General features: G+C 62.5%; 27 protein-coding genes. 11 read left to right on the top strand and 16 right to left on the bottom strand.

Features of this window, described 5'->3' with window-relative positions; genetic code table 11:
* Positions 1 to 9: 9 nt before the first annotated feature.
* The 12 genes from AXF15_RS12705 to AXF15_RS12755 all read right to left on the bottom strand — a co-directional run bounded on the left by AXF15_RS12705 (position 10) and on the right by AXF15_RS12755 (position 10,237).
* Complete coding sequence (locus AXF15_RS12705; protein ID WP_066608251.1) at positions 10 to 714, bottom strand: ABC transporter ATP-binding protein; 705 nt, start codon at positions 712 to 714, stop codon at positions 10 to 12.
* Entirely contained in the window at positions 707 to 1,495 is a 789-nt protein-coding gene (locus tag AXF15_RS12710; protein ID WP_066608253.1) for an ABC transporter ATP-binding protein, read from the bottom strand. Before AXF15_RS12710 ends, AXF15_RS12705 begins: the two co-directional genes overlap by 8 nt.
* A 1-nt stretch (position 1,496) precedes the next feature.
* A complete protein-coding gene (locus tag AXF15_RS12715; RefSeq protein ID WP_083518056.1) occupies positions 1,497 to 2,726 on the bottom strand; it encodes an ABC transporter permease subunit in 1,230 nt (409 codons plus the stop codon).
* A gap of 115 nt (positions 2,727 to 2,841) precedes the next feature.
* On the bottom strand, positions 2,842 to 3,750 hold the full coding sequence (locus tag AXF15_RS12720; protein WP_066608256.1) for a branched-chain amino acid ABC transporter permease: 909 nt from the start codon (positions 3,748 to 3,750) through the stop codon (positions 2,842 to 2,844).
* A gap of 119 nt (positions 3,751 to 3,869) precedes the next feature.
* Entirely contained in the window at positions 3,870 to 4,982 is a 1,113-nt protein-coding gene (locus tag AXF15_RS12725) for a branched-chain amino acid ABC transporter substrate-binding protein (RefSeq protein WP_066608259.1), read from the bottom strand.
* A 96-nt stretch (positions 4,983 to 5,078) separates the two neighbouring features.
* Positions 5,079 to 5,675, bottom strand: a complete 597-nt coding sequence (locus tag AXF15_RS12730) for a tetratricopeptide repeat protein (protein ID WP_066608261.1) — start codon at positions 5,673 to 5,675, stop codon at positions 5,079 to 5,081.
* Positions 5,662 to 5,793, bottom strand: coding sequence for a CcmD family protein (locus tag AXF15_RS13820; RefSeq protein WP_083518057.1), 132 nt, complete (start codon positions 5,791 to 5,793; stop codon positions 5,662 to 5,664). Before AXF15_RS13820 ends, AXF15_RS12730 begins: the two co-directional genes overlap by 14 nt.
* 18 nt (positions 5,794 to 5,811) lie before the next feature.
* Positions 5,812 to 6,495: a cytochrome c biogenesis protein CcsA gene (ccsA, locus tag AXF15_RS12735; RefSeq protein ID WP_083518058.1), complete on the bottom strand. Its 684-nt coding sequence runs from the start codon at positions 6,493 to 6,495 to the stop codon at positions 5,812 to 5,814.
* Positions 6,492 to 7,172: a heme exporter protein CcmB gene (locus tag AXF15_RS12740; protein ID WP_066608264.1), complete on the bottom strand. Its 681-nt coding sequence runs from the start codon at positions 7,170 to 7,172 to the stop codon at positions 6,492 to 6,494. The genes ccsA and AXF15_RS12740 overlap by 4 nt, the downstream gene beginning before the upstream one ends.
* The gene (locus tag AXF15_RS12745; protein ID WP_236884785.1) at positions 7,169 to 7,828 is read right to left on the bottom strand and encodes an ABC transporter ATP-binding protein; all 660 of its coding nucleotides are present in this window, start codon (positions 7,826 to 7,828) and stop codon (positions 7,169 to 7,171) included. The genes AXF15_RS12740 and AXF15_RS12745 overlap by 4 nt, the downstream gene beginning before the upstream one ends.
* Positions 7,828 to 9,711 (bottom strand): heme lyase CcmF/NrfE family subunit, encoded by a 1,884-nt coding sequence (locus AXF15_RS12750; RefSeq protein ID WP_066608267.1) that lies wholly within the window; start codon positions 9,709 to 9,711, stop codon positions 7,828 to 7,830. The genes AXF15_RS12745 and AXF15_RS12750 overlap by 1 nt, the downstream gene beginning before the upstream one ends.
* Positions 9,712 to 9,793: 82 nt before the next feature.
* A complete protein-coding gene (locus AXF15_RS12755) occupies positions 9,794 to 10,237 on the bottom strand; it encodes a cytochrome c maturation protein CcmE (RefSeq protein WP_066608268.1) in 444 nt (147 codons plus the stop codon).
* A gap of 136 nt (positions 10,238 to 10,373) precedes the next feature.
* Between AXF15_RS12755 and AXF15_RS12760 the strand changes: the two genes are divergently transcribed.
* From AXF15_RS12760 to AXF15_RS13825, 11 genes are all read left to right on the top strand, one after another.
* A complete protein-coding gene (locus AXF15_RS12760; protein WP_066608270.1) occupies positions 10,374 to 10,997 on the top strand; it encodes a D-glycero-alpha-D-manno-heptose-1,7-bisphosphate 7-phosphatase in 624 nt (207 codons plus the stop codon).
* Positions 10,981 to 12,105, top strand: a complete 1,125-nt coding sequence (locus AXF15_RS12765; protein ID WP_066608272.1) for a glycosyltransferase family 4 protein — start codon at positions 10,981 to 10,983, stop codon at positions 12,103 to 12,105. The genes AXF15_RS12760 and AXF15_RS12765 overlap by 17 nt, the downstream gene beginning before the upstream one ends.
* Before the next feature lie 59 nt (positions 12,106 to 12,164).
* On the top strand, positions 12,165 to 13,208 hold the full coding sequence (locus tag AXF15_RS12770) for a glycosyltransferase family 9 protein (protein ID WP_066608278.1): 1,044 nt from the start codon (positions 12,165 to 12,167) through the stop codon (positions 13,206 to 13,208).
* 31 nt (positions 13,209 to 13,239) lie between these two features.
* On the top strand, positions 13,240 to 13,647 hold the full coding sequence (locus tag AXF15_RS12775; RefSeq protein ID WP_066608280.1) for a Fur family transcriptional regulator: 408 nt from the start codon (positions 13,240 to 13,242) through the stop codon (positions 13,645 to 13,647).
* A gap of 109 nt (positions 13,648 to 13,756) precedes the next feature.
* The gene (gene rd, locus AXF15_RS12780; protein ID WP_066608282.1) at positions 13,757 to 13,918 is read left to right on the top strand and encodes a rubredoxin; all 162 of its coding nucleotides are present in this window, start codon (positions 13,757 to 13,759) and stop codon (positions 13,916 to 13,918) included.
* Positions 13,919 to 14,011: 93 nt separating this feature from the next.
* A complete protein-coding gene (locus AXF15_RS12785; RefSeq protein ID WP_066608288.1) occupies positions 14,012 to 15,220 on the top strand; it encodes an FprA family A-type flavoprotein in 1,209 nt (402 codons plus the stop codon).
* 6 nt (positions 15,221 to 15,226) lie between these two features.
* The gene (locus AXF15_RS12790) at positions 15,227 to 15,934 is read left to right on the top strand and encodes a DVU0298 family protein (RefSeq protein ID WP_066608290.1); all 708 of its coding nucleotides are present in this window, start codon (positions 15,227 to 15,229) and stop codon (positions 15,932 to 15,934) included.
* A 12-nt stretch (positions 15,935 to 15,946) separates the two neighbouring features.
* The gene (locus AXF15_RS12795; RefSeq protein ID WP_066608292.1) at positions 15,947 to 17,254 is read left to right on the top strand and encodes a cytochrome ubiquinol oxidase subunit I; all 1,308 of its coding nucleotides are present in this window, start codon (positions 15,947 to 15,949) and stop codon (positions 17,252 to 17,254) included.
* A 20-nt stretch (positions 17,255 to 17,274) separates the two neighbouring features.
* Positions 17,275 to 18,303 (top strand): cytochrome d ubiquinol oxidase subunit II, encoded by a 1,029-nt coding sequence (gene cydB / locus AXF15_RS12800; RefSeq protein ID WP_066608298.1) that lies wholly within the window; start codon positions 17,275 to 17,277, stop codon positions 18,301 to 18,303.
* Between the two features lie 77 nt (positions 18,304 to 18,380).
* Positions 18,381 to 18,845, top strand: coding sequence for a 23S rRNA (pseudouridine(1915)-N(3))-methyltransferase RlmH (locus tag AXF15_RS12805; RefSeq protein WP_066608301.1), 465 nt, complete (start codon positions 18,381 to 18,383; stop codon positions 18,843 to 18,845).
* Positions 18,846 to 18,901: 56 nt separating this feature from the next.
* Positions 18,902 to 19,354, top strand: coding sequence for a GNAT family N-acetyltransferase (locus tag AXF15_RS13825; protein ID WP_211258989.1), 453 nt, complete (start codon positions 18,902 to 18,904; stop codon positions 19,352 to 19,354).
* A gap of 36 nt (positions 19,355 to 19,390) precedes the next feature.
* Here the strand turns inward: AXF15_RS13825 and AXF15_RS12815 are convergent, their stop codons facing one another.
* The 4 genes from AXF15_RS12815 to trhA form a co-directional block, all read right to left on the bottom strand.
* On the bottom strand, positions 19,391 to 20,044 hold the full coding sequence (locus AXF15_RS12815) for an HAD family hydrolase (RefSeq protein ID WP_066608304.1): 654 nt from the start codon (positions 20,042 to 20,044) through the stop codon (positions 19,391 to 19,393).
* Positions 20,045 to 20,146: 102 nt separating this feature from the next.
* Positions 20,147 to 21,919 carry an ABC transporter ATP-binding protein gene (locus AXF15_RS12820; RefSeq protein ID WP_066608311.1) on the bottom strand — a complete coding sequence of 591 codons (1,773 nt, stop codon included), beginning with the start codon at positions 21,917 to 21,919 and terminating at the stop codon, positions 20,147 to 20,149.
* Positions 21,920 to 21,946: 27 nt separating this feature from the next.
* Complete coding sequence (locus AXF15_RS12825) at positions 21,947 to 22,219, bottom strand: GIY-YIG nuclease family protein (RefSeq protein ID WP_066608313.1); 273 nt, start codon at positions 22,217 to 22,219, stop codon at positions 21,947 to 21,949.
* Entirely contained in the window at positions 22,216 to 22,857 is a 642-nt protein-coding gene (gene trhA, locus AXF15_RS12830; RefSeq protein ID WP_066608316.1) for a PAQR family membrane homeostasis protein TrhA, read from the bottom strand. The genes AXF15_RS12825 and trhA overlap by 4 nt, the downstream gene beginning before the upstream one ends.
* Positions 22,858 to 22,867: the final 10 nt, after the last annotated feature.

Below are 22,867 nucleotides of genomic sequence, written 5' to 3' on the forward strand. Positions count from 1 at the left end.
GGCCCGGTGCTAAATCCCCAGATAGGCCTTTTTCACATCCTCGTTGGCGAGCAGGGTCTCCACCGGTCCTTCCAGAGTGACCCGCCCGTTCTCCATGACATAGGCCCGATGCGCTATTTTCAGGGCCTGATTGGCGTTTTGTTCCACCAGAAAAACCGTTGTGCCGGACTCGTTGACCTTGCGCACGATATCGAAAATCTGGGCGATGATGATGGGGGCAAGGCCCAGAGACGGCTCATCCAGCAGCAGAAGACGCGGCCGGGCCATGAGCGCCCGGGAAATGGCCAGCATCTGCTGTTCACCGCCGGACAGGGTGCCACCCGTCTGCCTGCGCCGTTCGGCCAGGATGGGAAAAAGCGAGAAGACATAGTCCAGATCCCGCCGGATGCCTTCGCGGTCGTCGCGCAGGAAGGCGCCGAGGTCCAGATTCTCCATGACCGTCATGTCCGGAAAAATGAGGCGCCCCTCCGGCACCTGGGAGATGCCCATGCGCACGATACGATCGGCCTTCATGCGCTGGATGGACTGGTTCTCGAAAAGGATTTCCCCGCTTCTGGGCGGCGTGCAGCCGCAGATGGACATGAGCGTGGTGCTTTTGCCGGCCCCGTTGGCTCCGATGAGGGTGACGATCTCGCCCTGGCGGATGTTCAGGGACACGTCGTGCAGGGCCTGAATATTACCGTAGAAGGTGCTGACGCCGCGCAGTTCAAGCATGAACTTCCTCCCCGAGGTAGGCCCTGATCACGCGCGGATCGCTGCTCACTTCCGCCGGCGTGCCCTCGGCGATGAGACAGCCGTACTCCATGACGTAAATGCGGTCGGACAGGCTCATGACCATGCCCATGTCGTGCTCGATCAGAAGCACGGCCAGATTCATCTCGCTTCGGATTTTCAGCACCAGATGCTTCAGAGCCACGGTTTCCTGAGGGTTCATACCGGCGGCGGGCTCGTCCAGAAGCAGCAGGGACGGCTCCGTGGCCAGGGCGCGGGCGATCTCCAGACGGCGCTGGTCCCCGTAGGGAAGGCTCCCGGCGTCCTCGTTGGCCTGCCGGTGCAGGCCGATGTATTGGAGCAGCTCGTAGGCCCGGTCCATGATCTCCCGCTCTTCACGGCGCACGGACGGCGGCCTGAACAGCGCCCCCAGAATGCCGGCCCTGGTCCGGCAGTGTCTGGCGATCATCACGTTTTCCAGCACGCTCATGTTCCTGAACAGGCGGATATTCTGGAATGTCCGGGCCATTCCCAGGGCCGTGACCAGATTCGGCTTCATGCCGTTCACGCGGGTACGGACGCCGTTTCTGCCGGTCAGCCAGACGTCTCCCTCGGTGGGTGTGTAGATGCTGGTCACACAGTTGAAAAATGTGGTCTTGCCCGCGCCGTTGGGGCCGATCAGGGCCACGATCTCTCCGGAGCGCACTGTCAGGTCCACTTCGTTCAGGGCCCGCAGGCCGCCGAAATTCATGCCCACGGCGGAGACCTCAAGTACCGGTTCCATCTTACTTTCCTCCACCGGCGGCCGCACCGGAATCCCCCACCGGATACCTGCGCCGCCTGGGCGGAATGAGCCCCTGGGGGCGAAAGACCATCATCAAGACCATGGCCGCGGCGAACAGGATCATGCGGTATTCGGAAAAGGTGCGCATGAATTCGGGCAGCAGCACCAGAAAGGCTGCACCCAGAATGACGCCCAGATTGGATCCCATGCCGCCCAGCACCACCACGGACAGCAGAATGGCCGATTCGAAAAAGGTGAAGCTGGCCGGATTGATGAACGTAGTCTTGGCCGCGAAGATGACACCCGCCAGTCCGGCCCAGGCCGTGCCCAGACCGAAGGCCATCAGCTTGACGGCGACCCGGTCGATGCCCATGGCCTGGCAGGCGATCTCGTCCTCCCGCAGGGCCTGCAGGGCACGGCCGACACGGGAATCCTTGAGGCGTGAAACGGCGATGACGGTCAGCACGGCCAGGGCCAGGACAATATAGTAGATGTAAATGTTGGCCTCGGCCACGGAGAGCGTCATGTTCAGAAGGCCGGGCTGCGGGATGTTCGAGATACCCGTGGGGCCGCCCGTGACTTCGCTCCAGTTTTCCAGAACAAGGCGGATGATCTCCCCGAAGCCCAGGGTGACTATGGCCAGATAGTCCCCGCGCAGACGCAGCACGGGAAAAGCCAGCAGCACTCCGGCCAGGGCCGCGAAGAGCCCGCCGAGCGGCAGGGCCGTCCAGAATCCCAGGCCGAAATACTGGTTCAGCAGGGCGTAGGAGTAAGCCCCGACGGCGTAAAAGGCGGCATGCCCCAGAAAGAGCAGTCCCGCCACGCCGACGATGATGTTGAGCCCAAGACCCAGCACCACATACAGCAGAAAGGAAATGAGAATATTGGTCCAGTAGATGGACGCCACCCAAGGGATGACCAGCATGGCGGCCAGCACGGCGAGAAGGGCCATTTTCATCCGGAGCGGCTTCCCGCTCAGAGCTTCGAAGGTTCCGCCCGCCGCGCCGGAGCCGAGAAATCCTCCGGCCTCCCGGCGCCGCAAGGCCCAGCGCCAGACGAAGGACAGCACGAAAGCCCCGCCGCCGACCCAGGCCATGTTCATCCAGCGCCACTCCACAGTGTGGTCGATCGTGTTGACCCGCGCCACCACCAGGGGAAACGTCAGGACCATGAACCAGATGCCGGCCAGAACGGATTTTTTCAGCTCGCTTGCCACCATATTCTCAGTCATGTCTCGTCAGCCTTGAAATAACATGCGCCGGAGGCCGCCCCGAAAGCCCGGACAAGGCGGAGCCGGAACCGCACAGCGCGAAGTTTCCGGCCTGAGGCCCGCAACGGACGCATCTCTATACCTTTTCCACCTTGGCCTTGCCCATGATCCCCGATGGACGGAAGATCAGAAAGATCACCAGCAGGGTGAAGGCGAAAACATCCTCGTAGTCGCTTGAAATGTACCCGGCGGCGAAGCTCTCGGACAGTCCCAGAAAGAGTCCGCCCAGCATGGCTCCGGGAATGGAGCCGATGCCCCCCAGCACGGCCGCCGTGAAGGCCTTGATGCCCGCCAGGAAGCCCACGGAAAAATTGACCACGCCCACATGGGAGGCGATGAGCACGCCGCCCAGAGCGGCCAGGGCCGACCCCAGGATGAAGGATGCGGAAATGATCCGGTCCACGTCGATGCCGAGCAGCATGGCCATTTTCTGATTCTGGGCCGTGGCCCGCATGGCCTTGCCCATCCGGGTGTACTTGATGAACAGGGTCAGCGCGGTCATGGACACGGCGCTGGCCGCGACAATGACGAAATCCGAGGAGCCGAAGATATGGGCCACGGGCTCCAGAAAAGCGAAATCCGGAATCAGGCGGGGAAAACGCAGAAAATCGGAGGTCTGAACCAGAATGACGTAATTCTGCAGAAACAGGGACATGCCGATGGCGGAGATGAGCGGCGACAGACGCCCTGCCCCGCGCAGGGGCCGGTAGGCGATCTTCTCCATGGTGAAGCCGTAGCCCATGCAGTACACCACGGCGGCCAGAATCGCGCAGAAAAGGATGACCAGCGGAGGAAGCCCCATGGCGCCGAGTATCCCCGCCACGATGAGCCCGGTAAAGGCCCCGATCATGTACACTTCGCCGTGGGCAAAGTTGATGAGTTCGATGATGCCGTAGACCATCGTGTATCCGATGGCGATGAGGGCGTAGATGCTGCCCCGGGTCAGGCCGCCCAGGAAAAGCTCCGCCATGTATTGCCAGTCCATACTCACCCGTCCGCCCGTCCGGAGGAGACGCCGGTCTCCCCCAGCATGTTGAAAGAACCGGGAGACAGGCGCCGCCCATCCCCCGGTTGAGATGCATCATCCAGAAGCCCGTGCACCGGCTATTTCATTTCCACATACTTGCCGTTCTGGACCTGGTAGATGGTAAAGCCCACGCCCTCGGCGTCTCCACGCTCATCGAACTTGATGGTGCCGATGGCCGTATCCACCAGCTCCGTGCGCAGGGCCTGAGCGATCTTGTCCGAATCGGTGGAGTCGGCCTTGTCGATGGCGTTGACCAGAGCCTGCATGGCCGCATAGGCCGGATCGAAAAACGCGCCCGGAGGGGTTCCGAATTCGGCCACATGGGCTTCGCGGGCGGCCTTGTTCATGGCCAGACCCGAGACGTCCTGCGGGCCGGAAGCGTACACGCCCTCGGCGGCGTCTCCCGCGACCTTGATGAACATGTCATCCTTGACGCCGTCATCGGATACGAAATTGACCTTGACCCGCTTCTTCCTCAGCTGAGCCACCATCTTGGAGGCCTCCGGGTGATAGCCGCCGAACATGACCGTGTCCGCACCCGACTGCCGCACTTTCTGCACCACGGCGGAGTAATCCATGGCACCGGGCGTCACGCCCTCGAACAGCACGACCTCAGCCTTGCCGCTGTTCTTGATGAAATCCCTGGCAAATTCGGCATATCCCCGGCCGTAATCGCCCTTGTCGTGCAGCAGGGCGATCTTCTTGGCGTTCAGCTTGTTGACGGCGAAATCCGCGCCCAGATTGGCCTGGGCGTCATCGGCGGCGATAGTGCGGAAAAACAGGGGATACTGCCCGCTGCGGGTCAGTTCCGGACTGGTGGCCGTGGGAGAGATGCTGACCAGCTTGGCCGCGGTATAGATGGGAAGGGCGGCCTTGGTCGGACCGGAGCAGATGTGTCCGAGCACGGCCACGGCTCCGTCGGAGATCAGCTTGGTGGCCACATTGGTGGCTTTCTCGGGCTTGCATTCCTCGTCCTGAATCAGGAGTTCGATCTGCTTGCCGTCGATCCCGCCCTTGGCATTGACCTCCTTGGTCACGAGGCGGGCCGCATTGGCCGTGGGCATGCCGTAAGAAGCCAGATCGCCGCTGTGAGCCCCGGCCACGCCGATCTTGATCGTTTCCGCGCCGAAAGCTGTGCCCGTAAGCAATACCAGACACGATGCCATCATCAGACCTGAAAAACGTTTCATCAGACCCTCCGCGATGCCTTGAAGTTGAGGAGCCATCCCCTGACGCCGAATTGAAAACTGCTAGCACCGGCCCATCCGCGGTGTCAAACAGGTTCCTCAGTTGCCGGCCAGCTCCTTGCGCGCATTTTCCGCCAGGCTTTCGTCCGCGGCCGAGTCCGCCACCGTCTGAAAATGCTTCCGCGCCTTTTCCGGCTGCTTCAGGTAATGCTTGTAAATGACGCCGAGATTGAAATGCGCCCGGTGGTTGTCCGGGTCTATGCGGAGCATCCTCTCGAAAAGCTCTCCGGCTTCGGCGTGCTTTTCCAGTTCGAATAGGCAGAACCCCTTCTGGTTGAGGGCCATGACATCGTTTTCATTCCGCTCCAGCAGCATATCCCAGAAGGAAACGGACTTGTCCCAGGCCTCCATGTCCATGAAGGCCATGCCCAGGGCGCGCATCAGCTCCACATTGTCGGGATTGTCCTGCAGTTTTTTCATCATGGCCGAAATACCGGCCATGTCGCCGCCCATGCCCCCCATGCCGCCGCCGCCGGACCGCGAGGCCGGCATTTCCCGGCGCTCTTCCCGCTGCACCAAAGACGGGTTCTCCACCCGGTACACCACGGCCGAAAAAAACATGATCCCGAGGACGGCCAGCAGAAAAACCAGCACCCTGTGCCGGGCCGCCGGGGAAAAGGCGTCATTTGTTGCCATCGAGAATCTCCAGCTGCCGCACGCGGCGCTCCAGGGCCGCCTGACGGCCGGCCAGAAAAAAGACATAGCCGCCCACTCCGGCCCAGACACAGATATTGGCGATGAAGAGATAATTCATGCCCGCCCCCGTTTTACGCTAATAGGTTTCCCGAATACCGGCCAGAACCCCGTCCACCCGCTCCCGCAGGACCAGATTCCGGTGCCGGACCAGCACCAGAGCCGCGAGAAGCACGCCCCAGGCTCCGGCGTTTATCCAGACGGCGGTCCACATTTCCGGCGTCAGTCCTCCGCCCTGAGAGGTGAACACCGCCGGATGGATGGACCGCCACAGTCGTGCGGACAAAAACACCAGAGGCACGTCAAGAAAGGCCACGATGCCGAGCACGGCCCGGACTCTGGCTCCTTTGGAGCCTCCGGCGTTGGCGGCCCGCAGGACCAGATATCCCGAATAGACGAACCACATGACCAGCGTGGTGGACAGCCGCGGGTCCCAGGTCCACCAGGCGTTCCAGGAAGCGCGTCCCCAGATGGAGCCCGTGACCAGGGCCAGAGAACAGGCCAGAACGCCCGCTTCGGCCAGGGCCGCCGCCCACAGATCCCACTGCCCGCGCCCGGTTCTGAGCAGTCCGATGCTGCACACGAACACGCCGAAGAACGCGCCGAAAGACCACCAGGCCAGAGGCAGATGAAAATAGAAAATCTTCTGCACCAGCCCCATGCTGGCCTCTTCCGGAGCGTGCATCCACAGAAAATACTGCCCCGCCGCCATGCACACCACGGACAAAGGAGCCAATACCGCGAGAATGCGTGAGGAAATCATCCCTGTTCTCCTCGAAACACGTAAGGGAAAAGAAAAAGGGCCGCTCCGGCGAACACGGCGTCAAAGGCGAAGACCAGACCGAACCAGCCGCTCACGTCCGACCAGAGTCCTCCGCGCATGAGCCCCTCGCCGATGCGGATGCCGCCCAGCAGAAGCGGAATCTGGAGCGGAAAGACGATGATGGTCAGCAGGGCGTCCTTGGCGCTCTGGCCATAGCCCATGGCCCCCACCAGACCGCCCAGCACGCATAGCCCCGCATCCACCCCGGCCAGCATGGCGCAGAGTGGCAGCGCCTCTCCGGCAACACCCAGATCCAGAAAGACTAGGGCTGCGGGAAAAAAAAACGCCTGGCACAGAACAAGGAGCACGCCTCCGGCCAGGGTCTTGCCGAGCCAGAGTCCCTGTACGGGCAGCGGCGAAAGCAGAAGAGCCGTGGCCGCGCCGTTTTCCTCCTCGAAGCGGAACAGCAGGGAAAAAATCAGCACCACGGCGAAGGAGCTGCACAGCCAGAAGATGGCCAGTCCCTGCTGGGCCGAAAACCGCTCGCCCGGCGCGGCCGAAAGGCTGAACAGAAACACCAGCAACAGCCCGAACAGCACCGCCTGTACCGGCCCTTGCCCGTTGGCGAAGGCCAGTCGCAGATCCTTGCGGACAACGGCCAGGGCTGCCCCGATCATGCCGCGCCTCCCAGGGAGAAACCCGCTGCCGGGCCATAGTAGGCCATTTCCCGTCCGGACAGATGCAGCACCGTGTCGGCGAAAGGCAGATCCCGCTCCAGATCGTGGGAAACCCAGACAATGCCTGCGCCCCGCTCCCTGGCCGAACGCAGTTCGCCATGCAGCAGGGTCCGGGAGGTGCTGTCCAGGCCGGTGGACGGCTCATCCAGAAAAATGAGCGCGGGTACGGCCAGAAGCGTCCGGGCCAGAGACAGACGCTGGGCCATGCCCCGGGAAAAGGTTCCAGCCCGCTCCAGAGCGAAATTACGCAGGCCCACTCTGGACAGGAGCTCCAGCAGCCGTTCCGTGTCCAGCCCGCAGCCGTACACCGAGTTCCAGAATTCCAGATTGTCCAGAGCCGTGAGCTCCTGGTAGACAAAGGTCTGGTGCCCCATGAAGGCCATCTCCCGGTCCGCGACAAACCGCTCTGTCCGGCCGCTTCCGGACGCGGTCAGACCGGCCATGATTCTGAGCAGCGTGGACTTGCCCGCACCGTTGGGCCCGGCCACGAGCAGGATCTCCCCGGCTCCGAGAGCACAGGAAACGCCCCGGAAAACCATCCGGGAGCCATACAGATGCCCCACATTGTCAAGGCGCAGCAGCACGGGCCGATCCATCACCGCCGCCCGATCTTTCTCCAGCACAGAAAGGCCGCCAGGCAGGACAGGGTGCCGCCGATCCAGATCCAGTTGACCAGCGGGTTCACACTGACCCGCACGCTGGCCGCGCCGACCTCGTCAAAGCCCAGCAGCGTGGCGTAAAGCTCCTCGCCCAGAGAGGGAATGACCGAGACCTCGGCGAAGGAGGACTGTTCGAAATTGCGGTACAGGCGCTTTTCCGGCGTCAGCACGCCCACCGGATGGCCGTCGCGGGTCACGGTCAGCCGGGCCTCGTGCACATCCATGGCCGGATTGTCATGGTCGTGGCGCAGGCCCTCATAAACCAGAGTGTACCCGCCTACGGTCATGTTCCCGCCCTTGTGCAGGACGGCGTCGGCTTCCATCTGGTAGGCTGCGGAAAAAGCTCCGCCCACCACCATCATGGCCACGCCCAGATGCACCCCGTACGCTCCGAAGGCCGGACGGAAGGAACGCAGCCCCTTCACCCGGAAAAATACCAGCACGACCGAAACGGCGATCATGATCCCGGCCGCCGAGGCCACAAGAGCCAGCGGCTGCCTGTAGCCCATGGTGAAAATGGCAGCCGCGAAGCCCACGCCCGCGCCGAGCACGATCATCAGCGCCGCCGGATCGCCGACTCCTCTTTTCTGCGAAAACCACGGACAGACGGCCATGATCAGGGCCAGGGCGGTAAAGAGCGGCAGACAGGCGCGGTTGTAGAATCCGGCGTCCAGGCCCACGGGGTTGGCGCTCCACAGCGCGCTGATGACCGGCCACAGGATGCCCAGAAAAACAATGCCGCCGATGCACAGGAAAAGCCACGAACTCAGAAAGAGCATGCCCGGACGGCTGGCGAAATCGTCGATATGAGACGTATCGTCGGCGCGGCGCACCAGACAGACGTAGAGGATCAGAAGCAGGTCCGCGATCATGAAGACCAGAAGCGGAGTGCCCATCCTGCTCCCGCCGAAGGCGTGCACGGAGTCGATGATGCCGCTGCGCACCACGAAGGTGGCGAAAAAGCAGAGCAGCAGGGTCAGGGAGACGAGAAAGACATTGGTCCGCAGCAGGGTGTTGCGGGTCCGGCCCACAATGGACGTGTGCACGAAGGCCGTGCCCGTGAGCCAGGGGATGAGGGAGGAGTTCTCCACCGGGTCCCAGGCCCAGTATCCGCCCCAGCCCAGTTCCATGTAAGCCCACCAGCCGCCGAGAACGATACCGGCGGTCAGAAAAATCCAGGCCATGATGTTCCAGTTGCGGGATTGTTCGAGCCAGTCCCGGCCGTCGCCGGAAAGCCGCGAGGCCAGGGCCAGACAGCACGGAATGGTGTAGCCCGCATAACCCAGGAAAAGAAGCGGCGGATGAAAGATCATGCCCGGGTTCTGCAACAGGGGGTTGAGCCCGTGGCCTTCTGACGGCGCGGGATCGAGTTTGAGAAAGGGATTGCTCGGGCCGGTCAGGGCAAAAAGGAAAAACAGCTCCACCATGTAGAACATGATCCAGAAGAAAATCTTGGTCCGGTCATCCAGACGGGAATAGCCGGGCGTATAGATCATGATCCCGCCCATGACCGCCACACACAGATACCAGAACAGAAACGATCCGTTCTGCCCGCCCCAGAAGGCCGTCACCGCGTAAAAGAGCGGCAGGAACGTGTCCGTGTAGTCCCGCACATAGGCGTAGGAGAAATCCCGCGTGGCCAGGGCCCACAGCAGCACTGCGGACACGGCCAGCACCACGGCGGTCAGGGCGACCTGCCCCTTTTCCAGCAGCGGCAGCGGGGAAAAATCGTCCTTGAGCGCCCGGATGCCCGCGTAGGCGGCAAGACCGGTTCCGGCCAGCATGCTGAGCAGCAGGGCGGTGAAACAGATGGAATGCATGCGGCAGACTCCTGCAGGGAGGTTCAGTTACGGGGAAACAGCCGGGCGTTCCGGCTGGGAGGCAGACGGCCGGAAAGCGGAGCTAACCCTTGTATCCCGGCGGGCGCAGCTGGCCTTTTTCATTTTTTTCGTATTTCGACGGACACTTGGTCATCAGCGTGGTGGCCAGAAACTCTTTCCCGCCCTGAGCGAAGGAGCCTTCCAGAATCACTTCGGCGCCGGGCTTGAAGGTGTCCGGAACTACGCCGCTGTAGCGCACACGGATGGCATCGCTCGGGTTGTCCTTGTCCAGAACAAGAAAGCTGACGCCCGCGTTCCGGGGTTCCCGGACCAGCTCCACTTCCGAAACGGCTCCGAACAGCCGGGCCTGAGACAGTTTGTCCGCCGGCATGGCCAGAGCCTCGGACACATTGAGAAAATATACGGAATTCTGGGACAGTCCGCTGAACAGCAGGTAGCCCACGCCCGCCCCGACCAGGAGTACGGCGGCCAGATAGACCCATTTCTGATTCTTTGCGTTACTCATGCGCTCTCCCGATTTATTGTGAGCGGCCCCTAGCACAACCCGGTCCCGCTGTCACGACGCCGGACGCGGCCGGCCCAGGAGCACTCCGTTCTTGACCTGACCCGTTTTCTGACCAAAAGCTCCTCGCGGGAGCAATATGACCACCATCACCACCATCCTTCTGGACCGGGACGGCACCCTGATCGAGGAAGAACACTACCTGAGCGATCCGGCTCTGGTCCGCCTCATTCCCGGCATCGCCACGCCATGGAAGACCCTGGCCGGACGCGGATGCCGCTTTTTTCTGGCCACCAACCAAAGCGGCATCGGACGCGGGCTGTTTTCCCGTGAAGACTACGAAAAGGTTCACGCACGCCTGCTTGAGCTCCTGCGGGATCACGGCATGAATCTGAGCGGCGCGGCCCTGTGTCCTCACGCTCCCGTCGAAAACTGTTCCTGCCGCAAGCCCGGCACAGGCCTGTGGGAGGAACTGGCCGGGAAATACGGCCTGTGGCCCGAGCAGACGGCCATGGCCGGGGACAAGGCGGCGGATATCCGTTTCGGGCTGGCCGCGGGCTTCGCGGAAACGGCTCTGGTCCTTTCGGGACACGGCCGGGAGGAAGCCCTGAAACTGGGCCTGCCGCCCCTGGCCGACCACGAAAACATCCGGCACCTGCCGGTCCGTCCCGGCTGGCCCCGGTACCAGGCCCGGACTCTGGGTCACTACCTGAGCGATCTCGTGCAAAGAACAGCACATCAAGACAATGCACATCGGATTTGACGCCAAGCGTTTTTTCCACAACGCCACCGGCCTCGGGAATTACTCCCGCAGCACAATCCTGGGGCTGGTCAAGTGTTTTCCGGAGCATCGCTATTTTTTGTACGCGGCCAGAGTCTCCGGGAAGGACTGCACAACCGCCGCCAAACAGGGCCTCGCCGTGCAAAAAGCAAGCCCGGCGGGGAACGCCTTTCCGGCCCTGTGGCGCTCCTTCGCCCTGCCTTCGGCCGCGCGGCGGGACCGGCTGGATATCTTTCACGGCCTGTCCCATGAACTGCCTTTCGCATCGTTTCCCGCAACGACCCGTACCGTGGTCAGCGTCCACGACCTGCTCTTCCTGACCCACCCCCACCGCTACCCGCGGGCAGACCGTGCCCTGTACGCCCTCAAGTACCGCGCAAGCTGCCGCCGGGCCGACCTCGTGGTGGCCATCAGCGAGCATACGGCCGAAGAGGTGCAAAAATACTTCGGCATCCCGGCCGGGCGCATCCGCGTGGCCTATCAGAGCTGCGATCCGGCCTTCACCGTCCGGGTGGACGAGGCCCGCCTCCAGCAACTCCGCCGCATGTACGGGCTGTCCGGAGAATACATCCTCTTCGTGGGTTCGCTCATTCCGCGCAAGGGCGTGGATACGCTGCTGCGGGCCCTGGCCGCACTGCCGTCCTCCATCCGGCCGGAACTGGCCGTGGTGGGCGCGGGGCCGCAGGAAAAGGACTTGCGCCGCCATGCGGGCACTCTGGGTCTGGCCGCAGGAACGCGCTTTCTGGGGCGGGTACCCCCGGCCGACCTGCCGGGGCTGTACCAGATGGCTCATGTTTTCGCCTATCCGTCCGAAGCCGAGGGCTTCGGTATTCCCATTCTGGAGGCCCTGTACAGCCGGGTTCCGGTGATCACCTCCACGGGCTCGTGTTTCCGCGAGGCCGGAGGCGACGCGGCCCTGTACGCCCCGCCGGGGGATGTTCCGGCTCTGACCGAGGTTCTGGAACGGGCCGTCACGGACAAGTCGCTGCGCCGGGACATGGTGGAAAAAGGTGCGGCCCACGCCGAAAATTTCCGCATCGAGAAAACCTCGGCCCGGCTCATGGATATATATAAGGAACTGCACGGCTGAACGCCGGGCCATGATCACCCCGTCCCGGAACCATCCAACAAAAAGGGACCACAGACGCCATGCCCTTTGCCCTGACCAACCGGGAATGCCTGACCGCGCGTCTGAGCGCTCTGGGCGACGCCATCCTCACCACCGGCGTGCTGCGATACTGGCACGAGCGGGCGGGCTTGTCCTTCCACGTGCTGACACGCTCCGCCCTCGCTCCGGTCTTCCGGAACCATCCGGCCGTGCGCCGGATCATTTCCGTGGAAGAAAAAGACATGTCCGGCCGGGCCTGGCTCGTCTTCTGCCGGAACCTGCGCCAGAACCACGGGCACCTTCCGTTCATCGATCTGCACGGCAGTCTGCGCACGCGCCTCCTGCGCCTCATGTGGCCCGCACAAGTCAGAAGCTACCGCAAGTATTCTCTGGAACGACGGCTTTTTCTGGCCACGCGCCACCCTATTCTGAGCGCCCGCCTCAAACGCCACAACGTGCCCCAGCGCTACGCCCGGGCTCTGGAAAGCGCGCCCCCTCCGCCGGAACTGCTGCGGCCGGAAATTTTTCTCCATGCGGAGGAACACGGCGAAGCCGGACACATTCTGGCCGATCTGGGATATGAGTGCCCCGTGGCGGTCCATCCTTACGCCACTCACCCAGCCAAGACGCCGAGGCCGGCCGTCTGGCGGGAAGCGATCCGGCTGCTGGAGAAGGCCGGATACCCGGTCATCGTCATCGGCAGAAACCCCGCACCGCTTTTGCCCGGAACGAAGGAGGACCTGACCGGCCGGACGGACCTGCGCATGACCGCCGCCATTCTGGCCCGCTGCCGGTGTCTGATCACCGGAGACTCCGGCCCCATGCATCTGGCCACGGCCGTGGGCACGCCGGTAGCCGCCTTTTTCGGGCCGACCACCGCCGAATGGGGGTTTTATCCTTCAGGCCCCCATGATGAGGTAGATCAGATTCCGTGCCCCGACGCCCCCTGCTCACTGCACGGACAAAATATCTGCGTGCGGGGGCACGCCTGCATGACGTCCCTTTCCCCGGAACACATCCTGAACGTGGCCCGGCCTCTCCTTGAAAATCCGTCCCGGCTTGACGACCCTTTCAAAGAAAGCTAGTAATGATTATCATAATTTGCTGAGGTATGTAATGAAAGAATTTCTGAGCAAGGACATGCGTCTGACCAGCCAGCGCAAAATCATTCTGGAAGAGCTGCGGGCCGTGCACACCCATCCCACGGCGGACGAGGTCTACAACCTTGTACGCAAAAAGATGCCGCGCATAAGTCTCGGCACGGTGTACCGTAACCTGGAGGTCCTGAGCACTCTGGGCCTGGTCCGTAAGCTCGAAAATGCTGCCGGGCAGAAGCGCTTTGACGGGGACGTCTCTCCCCATCACCATGTGCGCTGCGAGGTCTGCGGCAAGGTCGGGGATATTTTCAACGCGCCGCCCATCGACGGAGTGGAGTTGGGGCTGGATACGGAATTCAGAATCACCGGACACACGCTGGAATTCTCCGGCGTCTGCCCCGAGTGCCAGACGCGCCAGGCTCAGTGAGCCCGCCAGTCGGGTTTCCCGGAAAATGTGCGGATTACGGGTGGAACAGACCCGGCTTTTTTGCTATGGGGCGCTTCATCACGACAACTCAACACAGGAGATACAAGCCATGGACAAGTATGTATGCACCCTCTGCGGCTATGTGTACGATCCGGCCGTAGGCGATCCGGACAGCGGCATCGCTCCCGGCACCAAGTTCGAGGACATTCCCGACGACTGGAGCTGTCCGGTCTGCGGAGCCAGCAAGGCCGACTTCGTCAAGGAAGACTAGCCTGCCAGCCAGTCCGGACCACCCGGACTGGCTTTCTTCACCAAGCACAGCATCTCCGGCCTCCCCGGCCGCCAATCACCAAGGACAACAACCATGCCTGTCACCGAAATCAAGAAAGACATCTACTGGGTCGGAGTCGTGGACTGGAACATCCATGATTTTCACGGCTATTCGAGATCCCCCCAGGGTACGACATATAACGCCTATCTGGTCATGGACGAAAAGATCACCCTGTTCGACTCCGTCCCGGCCAAGTTCCAGATGGATCTCTATCATCAGATCAGATCGCTCATTCCTCTGGAAAAAATCGACTATTTCGTCTGCAACCACATCGAGCCCGACCATGCGGGAGCGGTTCCGTTCATCATGGAGAAAGCCAGACCCGAAAAAATCATCTGCTCCAAGATGGGCCACCGTATGCTGCTGGACCACTTCCATAAGCCCGACTGGCCGTACCATGCGGTGCAGACCGGAGACTCCATCAGTCTGGGCAAGCGCACCGTGCAGTTCATGGAGACGCGCATGCTGCACTGGCCGGACTCCATGTTTTCCTACATCCCCGAAGACAAGCTGCTCATCTCCAACGACGCCTTCGGACAGAACATGGCCACCAGCGAGCGTTTCGACGATGAGGTCGATCTGCCCGCCCTCATGGCCGCCAGCTCTCACTATTATCACAACATCGTGCTGCCCTACTCCCAGCGGGTCACGGCGGTGCTCAAGCAGGTGGAGGAACTGGGTCTTGAAATCGACATGATCGCTCCGGACCACGGCCTCATCTGGCGCTCCAACGTGCCGCTCATTCTCCGGACGTACAAGGAATACGCCGAGCAGAAGCCCCACAAGAAAGCCGTCATCGTCTACGACACCATGTGGGATTCCACGGAAAAAATGGCCAAGGCCATCGCCGAGGGTGTCATGGAGGAAGGCGTCGCCGCCAGAATCATGCACCTCAAGCAGTATCACCACAGCGACGTCATGGGCGAACTGGCCGATGCCACGGGCATTGTTTGCGGTTCTCCCACGCATAACAACGGTATTTTGCCCCTCATGGCCGACTTTCTGACCTACATGAAGGGTCTGCGCCCCGAAGGCCGCGTCGGCGCGGCGTTCGGCTCCTACGGCTGGAGCGGCGAATGCATCAACATCATGACGGACTGGCTCAAATCGGCCAAGGTCGAAGTGATCGAACCCGGAGCCAAGGCCAAGAACGTGCCGGATCACGCCAAGCTGGCCGAATGCAAGGAACTGGGCCGACAGGTGGCCAAAGCCATCAAGGCCAAAGTGGACGCGGCTTCCTGACAACCCATGGCGGGCGCGCGGGAGACGAAACACCGGGTTCTGGCCGGACTGGCCGAACCGGACTGGGAAAGGCTGCTGCCGGAACTGGCGGACCTCGGCCAGCAGGCCGTGAGTCCGCTGTTTTCCGCTTTGTGCAATACTTCCGCCACAGTACGGTGGCGGGCGGTGACAGCCTTCGGCGAGGTCATCGGTCGGATGGCTCTGGTCACTCCGGAAAAAGCCCGGGTGGTCATGCGGCGTTTCATCTGGAGCCTCAACGACGAGTCCGGGGGCATCGGCTGGGGCGCGCCCGAGGCCATGGCCGAGATCATGGCCGTCAGTCCGCGCATGGCCGGAGAGTACCATAACCATCTTCTGGCCTATATCCACGATGCCGAACACCGTCCGGACTGCTATCTGGAACACGCGCCGCTGCGCCGGGGAGCGGTCTGGGGTGTCGGGCGTCTGGCCCAGTCCCGCCCGGAGCTGGCCCGTCCGGCGGGGCCCGACCTCATCCATGCCCTGGATGACTGCGACCGCATCATCCGGGGCATGGCCGCATGGGCCTGTGGTCTGCTCGGGCTTCGCACGGCCCTGCCCCAGCTCCGGCTGTTCCACGCCGACCATTCCCCGCTGGAAATCTACCTGGACCGCAAAATCGAGATACGCACGCCAGCCATGCTGGCCGCCGAGGCCATTTCGCGGATCACGGGCGCCGGGCCCGAAAAAAATTAAGGAGACATTTCTATGGATGTACTCATGTTATCCAGGCTCCAGTTCGCCATGGCGACCATGTTTCACTTCATCTTCGTGCCGCTCACCCTGGGCCTATCCATTCTGGTGGCCATCATGGAAACCAGATACGTGCGTACCGGCGACGAGATGTACAAACGCATGACCAAGTTCTGGGGCAAGCTCTTTGTCATCAACTTCGTGCTGGGCGTGGTCACGGGCATCACTCTGGAGTTCCAGTTCGGCACCAACTGGTCCCGCTATTCCGAGTATGTGGGCGATATTTTCGGCTCCCTGCTGGCCATCGAGGCCACGGTGGCCTTCTTTCTGGAATCCACGTTTCTGGGAGCCTGGATCTTCGGCTGGAAAGTGCTCTCTCCCCGGATGCATGCCGCCTGTATCTGGCTGGTGGCCATCGCCTCCAACGTCTCGGCCCTGTGGATCCTCATCGCCAACGCCTTCATGCAGCATCCGGTGGGCTATGTGCTGCGCAACGGCCGGGCCGAGCTGGCCGACTTCTTCGAGGTGGTTTTCAACCCCTTTGCCTGGCAGCAGTATGTGCACACCCTGAGCGGAGCCTTCACTCTGGCCGGATTCTTCATCATGGGCGTCTCGGCCTATCACCTGCTCAAAAAGCAGCATGTCGAGTTTTTCACCCGTTCCTTCAAAATGGGCATGATCTTCGCTTTCATCTTCTCCATCATGGTGGCGGCCCAGGGGCACCATCACGCCCAGGAAGTGACCCGCATCCAGCCCGCCAAACTGGCGGCCATGGAATCCCTCTGGGAAACCCATGAAGACGGCGCGCCCATGTATCTGCTGGTGGTCCCGGACGAGAAGAACGAGCGGAACTTTATCGAATGGCTGGGCATTCCCGGTGGCCTGTCTTTCCTGGCCCACAATTCCTTCTCCACCCCGGTGCAGGGCCTCAAGGACTGGCCCGCCGAGGAACGTCCGCCCGTTCTGCTGACCTTCCTGGCCTTCCGGACCATGGTCGGCATCGGCAGCCTGCTGCCCATCCTGTGCATCTGGGCGTTACTGCGCCGCAAGAAGCTGACCGAATCGCCGAAGCTTCTGCAAGCCATGCTCTTCGCCATCCCGCTTCCGTATATCGCCATAGAGGCCGGATGGGTGCTGGCCGAAGTGGGACGCCAGCCGTGGATCGTTTACGGCCTCATGAAAACCTCCGACGCCGTTTCGCCCATTGTCACCTCCCAGGTGGCCTTTTCCCTGGTGGCCCTGACCGTCCTCTACGCCATTCTGGGCGCCGTGGACATCTTCCTCTTGTACAAGACCGCCAAAAAAGGCCCGGTTGAAGCCTAACTCTTCGAAGGAGAATCACAATGCTCGAAACCATCTGGTTCCTACTCTGGGGCGTACTCTGGGCCATCTACTTCGTTCTGGACGGCTATGACCTGGGCATCGGCACCCTCATTCCGTTTCTGGGCAAATCCGACCGGGACCGCAGGGTCATGCTCAACTCCATGGGTCCCTTCTGGGACGGCAACGAAGTCTGGCTGATCACCGCCGGCGGCGTGACCTTCGCGGCCTTCCCCAAGGCCTACGCCGTCATGTTCAGCGGCCTGTATACGCCGCTCATGCTGCTCCTTCTGGCCCTCATCATCCGGGGCGTGTCCCTGGAGTTCCGCCATCAGGTGGAAAGCAGAGTCTGGCGCGGGATCTGGGACTGGGGGGCGACCATCGGCAGCTTCCTGCCCGCCCTGCTGCTCGGGGTGGCCTTCGCCAACATCTTCATGGGCCTGCCGCTGGACGAAAACGGCGTGTTTCAGGGCGATCTGCGTACGCTGCTGAACCCGTACGGCCTGGCCGGAGGCGTGCTCTTCGTTCTGCTCTTCGTCATGCACGGCGCCCTGTGGCTGACGGTCAAATCCGAGGGCGACCTGCAGCACCGCGCGGCCCGGCTGGCCCGGCGCATCTGGCCCGTGCTGGTGGCAGTGGTCGGCCTTTTCGTGGTCCTGACCCTCTTCTACAACACCAAGCTGCTGTTCAACTACCTGTGCAACCCGCTGATGTTCATTCTGCTGGCGGTGCCCGTGGTGGCGCTGGTGCTGCTGCGCCGCCAGATCGGCCGGAAAGACTGGTGGTATGCCTGGGGCCTGTCGGCCGTGGTCATCGCCGGGCTGACCCTGTTCGGCGTGGTGGGTCTGTACCCGGCCATCCTGCCGTCCTCCATCGCGCCGGAGTATTCCATTACCGTCACGAACGCGGCTTCCAGCACCCTGACCCTGTCCATCATGCTGGGTGTGGCCCTGATCTTCGTGCCCGTGGTGGCGGCCTACCAGTTCTGGCTGTACCGGACCTTCAGCCACAAGGTTACGGACAAGGAGCTGGATCAGCACGGCGCATACTGATCACGCGCTCCGCACAAAAGAAATCCCCCGGCGCGGCATGCGGCGGGGAATTTTTCGTACAAGACGGCCGGAGAATCATGTACAGGCTCAGAATCATCAGCGTGGGCAAAATCAAGAAGCCCTTCTGGCTGGAGGCCATCGGCCATTACCGGAAGATGCTCGGCACGGCCCTGTGCGTGGAGGCGCTCAGCGTGCGCGACTGTCCGCATCTGGAGGGAGCCGGCCGCAAAAAAGCCGAATCGGACCGCCTGCTGGAAAAAATAACCCCGCGCGACACGGCCATCGCCCTGCACGAAGCGGGAACACTGTACACCTCCGTGGAATTCGCGGCTTTTCTGCGCGGCCATCTGGAAAATCCCGGCGGAGACTGCTGTCTGCTCATTGGCGGCGCTCTGGGCCTGTCCCCGGAACTGCTGGATCGCGTTCAGGCGAAACTGAGTCTTGGCCCCATGACCATGCCCCACGAACTGGCCCAGGTGGTTCTGTACGAGCAGCTCTTCCGGGCGACGGCCATCTGGTCCGGGCGAACCTACCACTACTGACCGGACGCGGTGACGCGAAAACACTCCCTGCACGGCAACTGCGGAAAATGGCACCATTGAGAACAATCCGTCCGGCAGTACTGGCAGATGCCCCGGAAATAAGCGCCCTCATCACCGGCGTCAGCCGCTTTTTCACTCTGGAACCCGATGGCAGAGGGGCCGGAGCCTTCCTGAAGAGCATCACGACGGAGGCCATCGCCGGTTATATCGGCGACCCCGGATACCATTACATCACGGCATTCGAGGAGAACACTCTGGCAGGCGTGGCCGCGCTGCGGGGCGGAAATCACCTCTTCCACCTTTTTGTCGCCCCGGCCTTCCACCGTCAGGGGCTGGCGAGGGATCTCTGGGAGGAGATAAAAAAGTCCGCCGCGCCGGGTACTTCGGAGATCACGGTCAATTCCAGCCCCTACGCCGTGCCCGTGTACGAACGGTTCGGCTTCGCCGTGGCCGGACCGCGCACGGAAGCCGCCGGAATCGCCTTCATCCCCATGAAAAAAAGAATCTGACGGCGCACCGGAGAAGATTCAGGCGCGCCATCGGCGTCAATCCAGCAGTTCCCGCAGCTCCAGCGGATGGGAGATGATGGTTCTGGCTCCCGCCCGCCGGAGTTCCTCCTCGGGCCGGAAACCCCACAACACGCCGACCGGATGCATGCCCACGCTGGTGGCCGTGCGCATGTCCACGTCCGTATCGCCCAGATAGAGAATTTCCTCCGCCCCCAGCCCCAGCCGTTCCATGAGCAGCCGGGGAGAGGCCGGATCGGGCTTGACCGGTCTGCCGGGCACCTGCCCCTGCACCAGCGCGAAGGACCACTTGGGCAGGAAATCCCGCATGCACTGCTCGGCCAGAACCTGCGGCTTGTTGGTCAGCACGGCCAGAAGTATTCCCCTGGATTCCAGCAGGTCGAGGAGCTCTGGAATACCCGCGTACGGCTTGCCTTTCCCGGTTCCGGCCGCCTGGTATTCGCGCACGAAATCCTGCACGCAGACGTCCAGAAAATCCCTGTCCCGCCTGTCTTCGGGCAGGGCACACGAAACCAGATGCGCCGCACCGTTACCCGCGAAAAACCGGTAGCTGTCAATTGGATGCACGGGCAGTCCCCGGGCGGTCAGAACCCGGTTCATGGCGCTGCCCAGATCTTCCAGCGTGTCCAGAAGCGTCCCGTCCATGTCGAACACAGCGGCTTTATAGCTCATATCTCCTCCTTTTCGAGTGTCTCCGGAAACAGCGTACGTAGCGGCCGGGAAAAAAGGACTCAAGGCCCGGACGCCCCCGCGGAAGTGTTACCACAAAATGCTCTATCCTCCGCTCTGCACCCGCCACAGTCCCGCATACACGCCTTCTTCGGCGATGAGCGAATCGTGCGTGCCGCGCTCTACGATGATCCCGTCCACCAGCACCACGATTTCATCGCAGCTGCGGATGGTGGACAGGCGGTGAGCGATGGCCAGGGTGATGCGATCCTTGCGCAGTTCGCGCAGATTGTTCTGGATGATTTCCTCGGTGCGCGTGTCCACGCTGGATGTGGCCTCGTCCAGAATCAGAAATTCCGGGTCGCGCAGAAAGGCTCTGGCCAGGGAAATACGCTGCCGCTGTCCGCCGGAAAGTTTGACGCCCCGGTCGCCCACCAGGGTTTTGTAGCCGTCCGGCAGCTTGCTGATGAACTCGTCGGCCCCGGCCATGTGCGCGGCCTGCCGTACGGCTTCGTCCGACGCTTCAGGCAGGCTCAGCCGGATGTTCTCGCCGACGGTGCCGTGGAACAGATAGGGTTCCTGGGCCACATAGCCGATGCGTCCACGCCATGCGTCCAGCGTGATGCCCGGCAGAGGACGGCCGTCGACCAGAATTTCTCCGGACTCGGGTTCGTAATAGCGCAGCAGAAGCTTGGCCAGGGAACTTTTCCCCGCCCCTGTGGGACCGGCCACGCCCAGCACCTGTCCCCGCTTCAGGGAGAAGTCCACGCCGCAGAGCACCCTGCCTCTGCCGGGATAGGAAAAATGCAGATCGCGGGCCTCGATCCGTGAAAGCGGCGCGGCCAGGGAAACGGCGTCGTCCCGGTCCCGGACCACGGGCTTCGCGTCGAAAATTTCATTGATGCGCACGGCTGATGCCTCGGCCTGCTGGATCTGGTTGATGAGCACACCCAGCACGAAGAGCGGCAGAATCAGGCGCATGGACATGAGCACGAAGGTGGTGAAATCCCCCACCGTGGGACCGGCTCCGGAAAAGGTCATCCAGCCGCCCAGGCCGATCAGGAGCGCGTAGGCACTCCCGGCCACGGCGTAGAGCAGCGGAATGAACCGGGCCCGCTCGCGGGAGGCCTGGATGGCCGCGTCGCGGTACTCTTCCGAACGCGTGCGGATACGCCCGATCTGGTGGGTCTGGGCTGAATAGGCCTGAATCACGTTCATGCCCTGAAGGTTGTTTTCCAAAATGGCGTTGATCTCGCCCACGGCCCGCCTGGCCCGGTGATACTGCGGAGACACGCGGGTGGCGAAAAAACGCACGGCCCACACGGCCAGCGGCGTGGGCACCAAAAGCAGGAGAGCCAGATGCCAGTCCATCCAGAACAGAATGCCGTACACCCCGGCAAAGGTGATGACCAGACGCACGATGCTGGTGGAGGTGTCGGCGAAGAAGCGTTCCAGATTGTCTACGTCCGAAGCCAGCACGGCCATGACATCGCCCGTCCGGCGGGATTCGAAATACGACACGTCCAGAGTCTGCGCGTGGGCATACAGACTGACCCGCAGATCGTGCCGGATTTTCTGGGCCGCGCTGTCCAGACAGTAGTCGCTCAGGCTCTGAAACACGGCCAGTCCGGCGAAAGTGCCCAGCACCAGCAGGCCCGCCCAGACAAATTCTTCCGGTCCCAGATGGCGGCCATCGCGCAGGGCTCCGGTCACCGTATCCACGACCCGGCCCACCACCAGCATGGGCAGCAGATCAAAGAAACGGGCGCAGGCGTTGGCCGCCAGACCGGAAAATATGCGGGCCCTGTACGGCCCGGCGAAACGGATCAGGCGCCACAGGGATCTTCCCAGAACGCGGGTTTTCGGCGTGTTCGGCATGATGTTTTCCTGAAAAGTCCGCCGCGCCTACTCCGCGGGCAGGCTGAAGCGCCCTTGCGACAGGGCCAGTTTGTGTTTTCTGGGCAGGGATTTGATGCGCCGCTCCAGAGACAGGGCGGCGGATCTGGATCCGGCCGGAGCCCAAAAGACAAGGGTCAGCGGTCCGCGCCCGCGCAGGTATCTGGCCGCTCTGGGGCCGGAGCGCGCGTGCTCGGCGAAGCGCCTGGACACGTCGGTGGTGATGCCCGTGTAGAGGCTGCCGTCGGCGCAGCGGATGATGTAAATGAACCAGGCAGTCACGATGCGGGAAGGGTGTAGAGCACGGAGAAAAAATGCATGACGCTGCCCGCGACCACGAAGAGATGCCAGATGGCGTGATTATACGGCAGCCGCCGCCAGACGTAGAAAATGACGCCCAGGCTGTAGATCAGCCCGCCCAGGGCCAGAAAAACAAGACTCGCGGCCGGGAGGCTGGAGAAAATCTCCCTGCCGGCCAGCAGACACAGCCAGCCCATGCCCAGATAAACGGCCAGAGACAGACGCTTGAAGCGGTACACGAAAAAGCATTTCAGAATCACGCCGGCGGCGGCCAGTCCCCAGATTGTCCCGAAAATGGTCCATCCCACGGGGCCGCGCAGGCACACCAGCATGAACGGCGTGTACGTGCCCGCGATGAGCAGAAAAATAGCGCAATGGTCCAGAGTCTTCAGCACGCGTCTGGCCCGGACGGCGGGGATGGAATGGTACAGGGTGGAAGCCAGATAAAGCAGGACGAGCGTTGCACCGAAAATGGAGAAACTGACAACATGCCAGGCGGTTCCTGCGGACACGGCGGCCACCACCAGCACGGGCAGGGCGGCGATGGCCAGGCCCGTGGCGACGGCGTGAGTCACGCTGTTGGCGATCTCCTCACCCGGGGAATGTGTCCGTTCCGCCATCTCCGCTCTC

Source organism: Desulfomicrobium orale DSM 12838 (assembly GCF_001553625.1).
Lineage (GTDB): Bacteria > Desulfobacterota > Desulfovibrionia > Desulfovibrionales > Desulfomicrobiaceae > Desulfomicrobium > Desulfomicrobium orale.

Excerpts from the sequence above, each read along its gene's own strand:
- AXF15_RS12765 (WP_066608272.1), top strand. The coding sequence starts at position 10,981 with ATGCACATCGGATTTGACGCCAAGCGTTTTTTCCACAACGCCACCGGC.
- trhA (WP_066608316.1), bottom strand. The coding sequence starts at position 22,857 with ATGGCGGAACGGACACATTCCCCGGGTGAGGAGATCGCCAACAGCGTG.
- AXF15_RS12805 (WP_066608301.1), top strand. The coding sequence starts at position 18,381 with ATGTACAGGCTCAGAATCATCAGCGTGGGCAAAATCAAGAAGCCCTTC.
- AXF15_RS12785 (WP_066608288.1), top strand. The coding sequence starts at position 14,012 with ATGCCTGTCACCGAAATCAAGAAAGACATCTACTGGGTCGGAGTCGTG.
- AXF15_RS12750 (WP_066608267.1), bottom strand. The coding sequence starts at position 9,711 with ATGCATTCCATCTGTTTCACCGCCCTGCTGCTCAGCATGCTGGCCGGA.
- AXF15_RS12755 (WP_066608268.1), bottom strand. The coding sequence starts at position 10,237 with ATGAGTAACGCAAAGAATCAGAAATGGGTCTATCTGGCCGCCGTACTC.
- AXF15_RS12720 (WP_066608256.1), bottom strand. The coding sequence starts at position 3,750 with ATGGACTGGCAATACATGGCGGAGCTTTTCCTGGGCGGCCTGACCCGG.
- AXF15_RS12740 (WP_066608264.1), bottom strand. The coding sequence starts at position 7,172 with ATGATCGGGGCAGCCCTGGCCGTTGTCCGCAAGGATCTGCGACTGGCC.
- AXF15_RS12815 (WP_066608304.1), bottom strand. The coding sequence starts at position 20,044 with ATGAGCTATAAAGCCGCTGTGTTCGACATGGACGGGACGCTTCTGGAC.
- AXF15_RS12710 (WP_066608253.1), bottom strand. The coding sequence starts at position 1,495 with ATGGAACCGGTACTTGAGGTCTCCGCCGTGGGCATGAATTTCGGCGGC.
- AXF15_RS13820 (WP_083518057.1), bottom strand. The coding sequence starts at position 5,793 with ATGAATTATCTCTTCATCGCCAATATCTGTGTCTGGGCCGGAGTGGGC.
- AXF15_RS12730 (WP_066608261.1), bottom strand. The coding sequence starts at position 5,675 with ATGGCAACAAATGACGCCTTTTCCCCGGCGGCCCGGCACAGGGTGCTG.
- AXF15_RS12770 (WP_066608278.1), top strand. The coding sequence starts at position 12,165 with ATGCCCTTTGCCCTGACCAACCGGGAATGCCTGACCGCGCGTCTGAGC.
- rd (WP_066608282.1), top strand. The coding sequence starts at position 13,757 with ATGGACAAGTATGTATGCACCCTCTGCGGCTATGTGTACGATCCGGCC.
- AXF15_RS12760 (WP_066608270.1), top strand. The coding sequence starts at position 10,374 with ATGACCACCATCACCACCATCCTTCTGGACCGGGACGGCACCCTGATC.
- cydB (WP_066608298.1), top strand. The coding sequence starts at position 17,275 with ATGCTCGAAACCATCTGGTTCCTACTCTGGGGCGTACTCTGGGCCATC.
- AXF15_RS12725 (WP_066608259.1), bottom strand. The coding sequence starts at position 4,982 with ATGAAACGTTTTTCAGGTCTGATGATGGCATCGTGTCTGGTATTGCTT.
- AXF15_RS12820 (WP_066608311.1), bottom strand. The coding sequence starts at position 21,919 with ATGCCGAACACGCCGAAAACCCGCGTTCTGGGAAGATCCCTGTGGCGC.
- AXF15_RS12775 (WP_066608280.1), top strand. The coding sequence starts at position 13,240 with ATGAAAGAATTTCTGAGCAAGGACATGCGTCTGACCAGCCAGCGCAAA.
- AXF15_RS12790 (WP_066608290.1), top strand. The coding sequence starts at position 15,227 with ATGGCGGGCGCGCGGGAGACGAAACACCGGGTTCTGGCCGGACTGGCC.
- AXF15_RS12715 (WP_083518056.1), bottom strand. The coding sequence starts at position 2,726 with ATGACTGAGAATATGGTGGCAAGCGAGCTGAAAAAATCCGTTCTGGCC.
- AXF15_RS12745 (WP_236884785.1), bottom strand. The coding sequence starts at position 7,828 with ATGGATCGGCCCGTGCTGCTGCGCCTTGACAATGTGGGGCATCTGTAT.
- AXF15_RS12795 (WP_066608292.1), top strand. The coding sequence starts at position 15,947 with ATGGATGTACTCATGTTATCCAGGCTCCAGTTCGCCATGGCGACCATG.
- AXF15_RS12705 (WP_066608251.1), bottom strand. The coding sequence starts at position 714 with ATGCTTGAACTGCGCGGCGTCAGCACCTTCTACGGTAATATTCAGGCC.
- ccsA (WP_083518058.1), bottom strand. The coding sequence starts at position 6,495 with ATGATTTCCTCACGCATTCTCGCGGTATTGGCTCCTTTGTCCGTGGTG.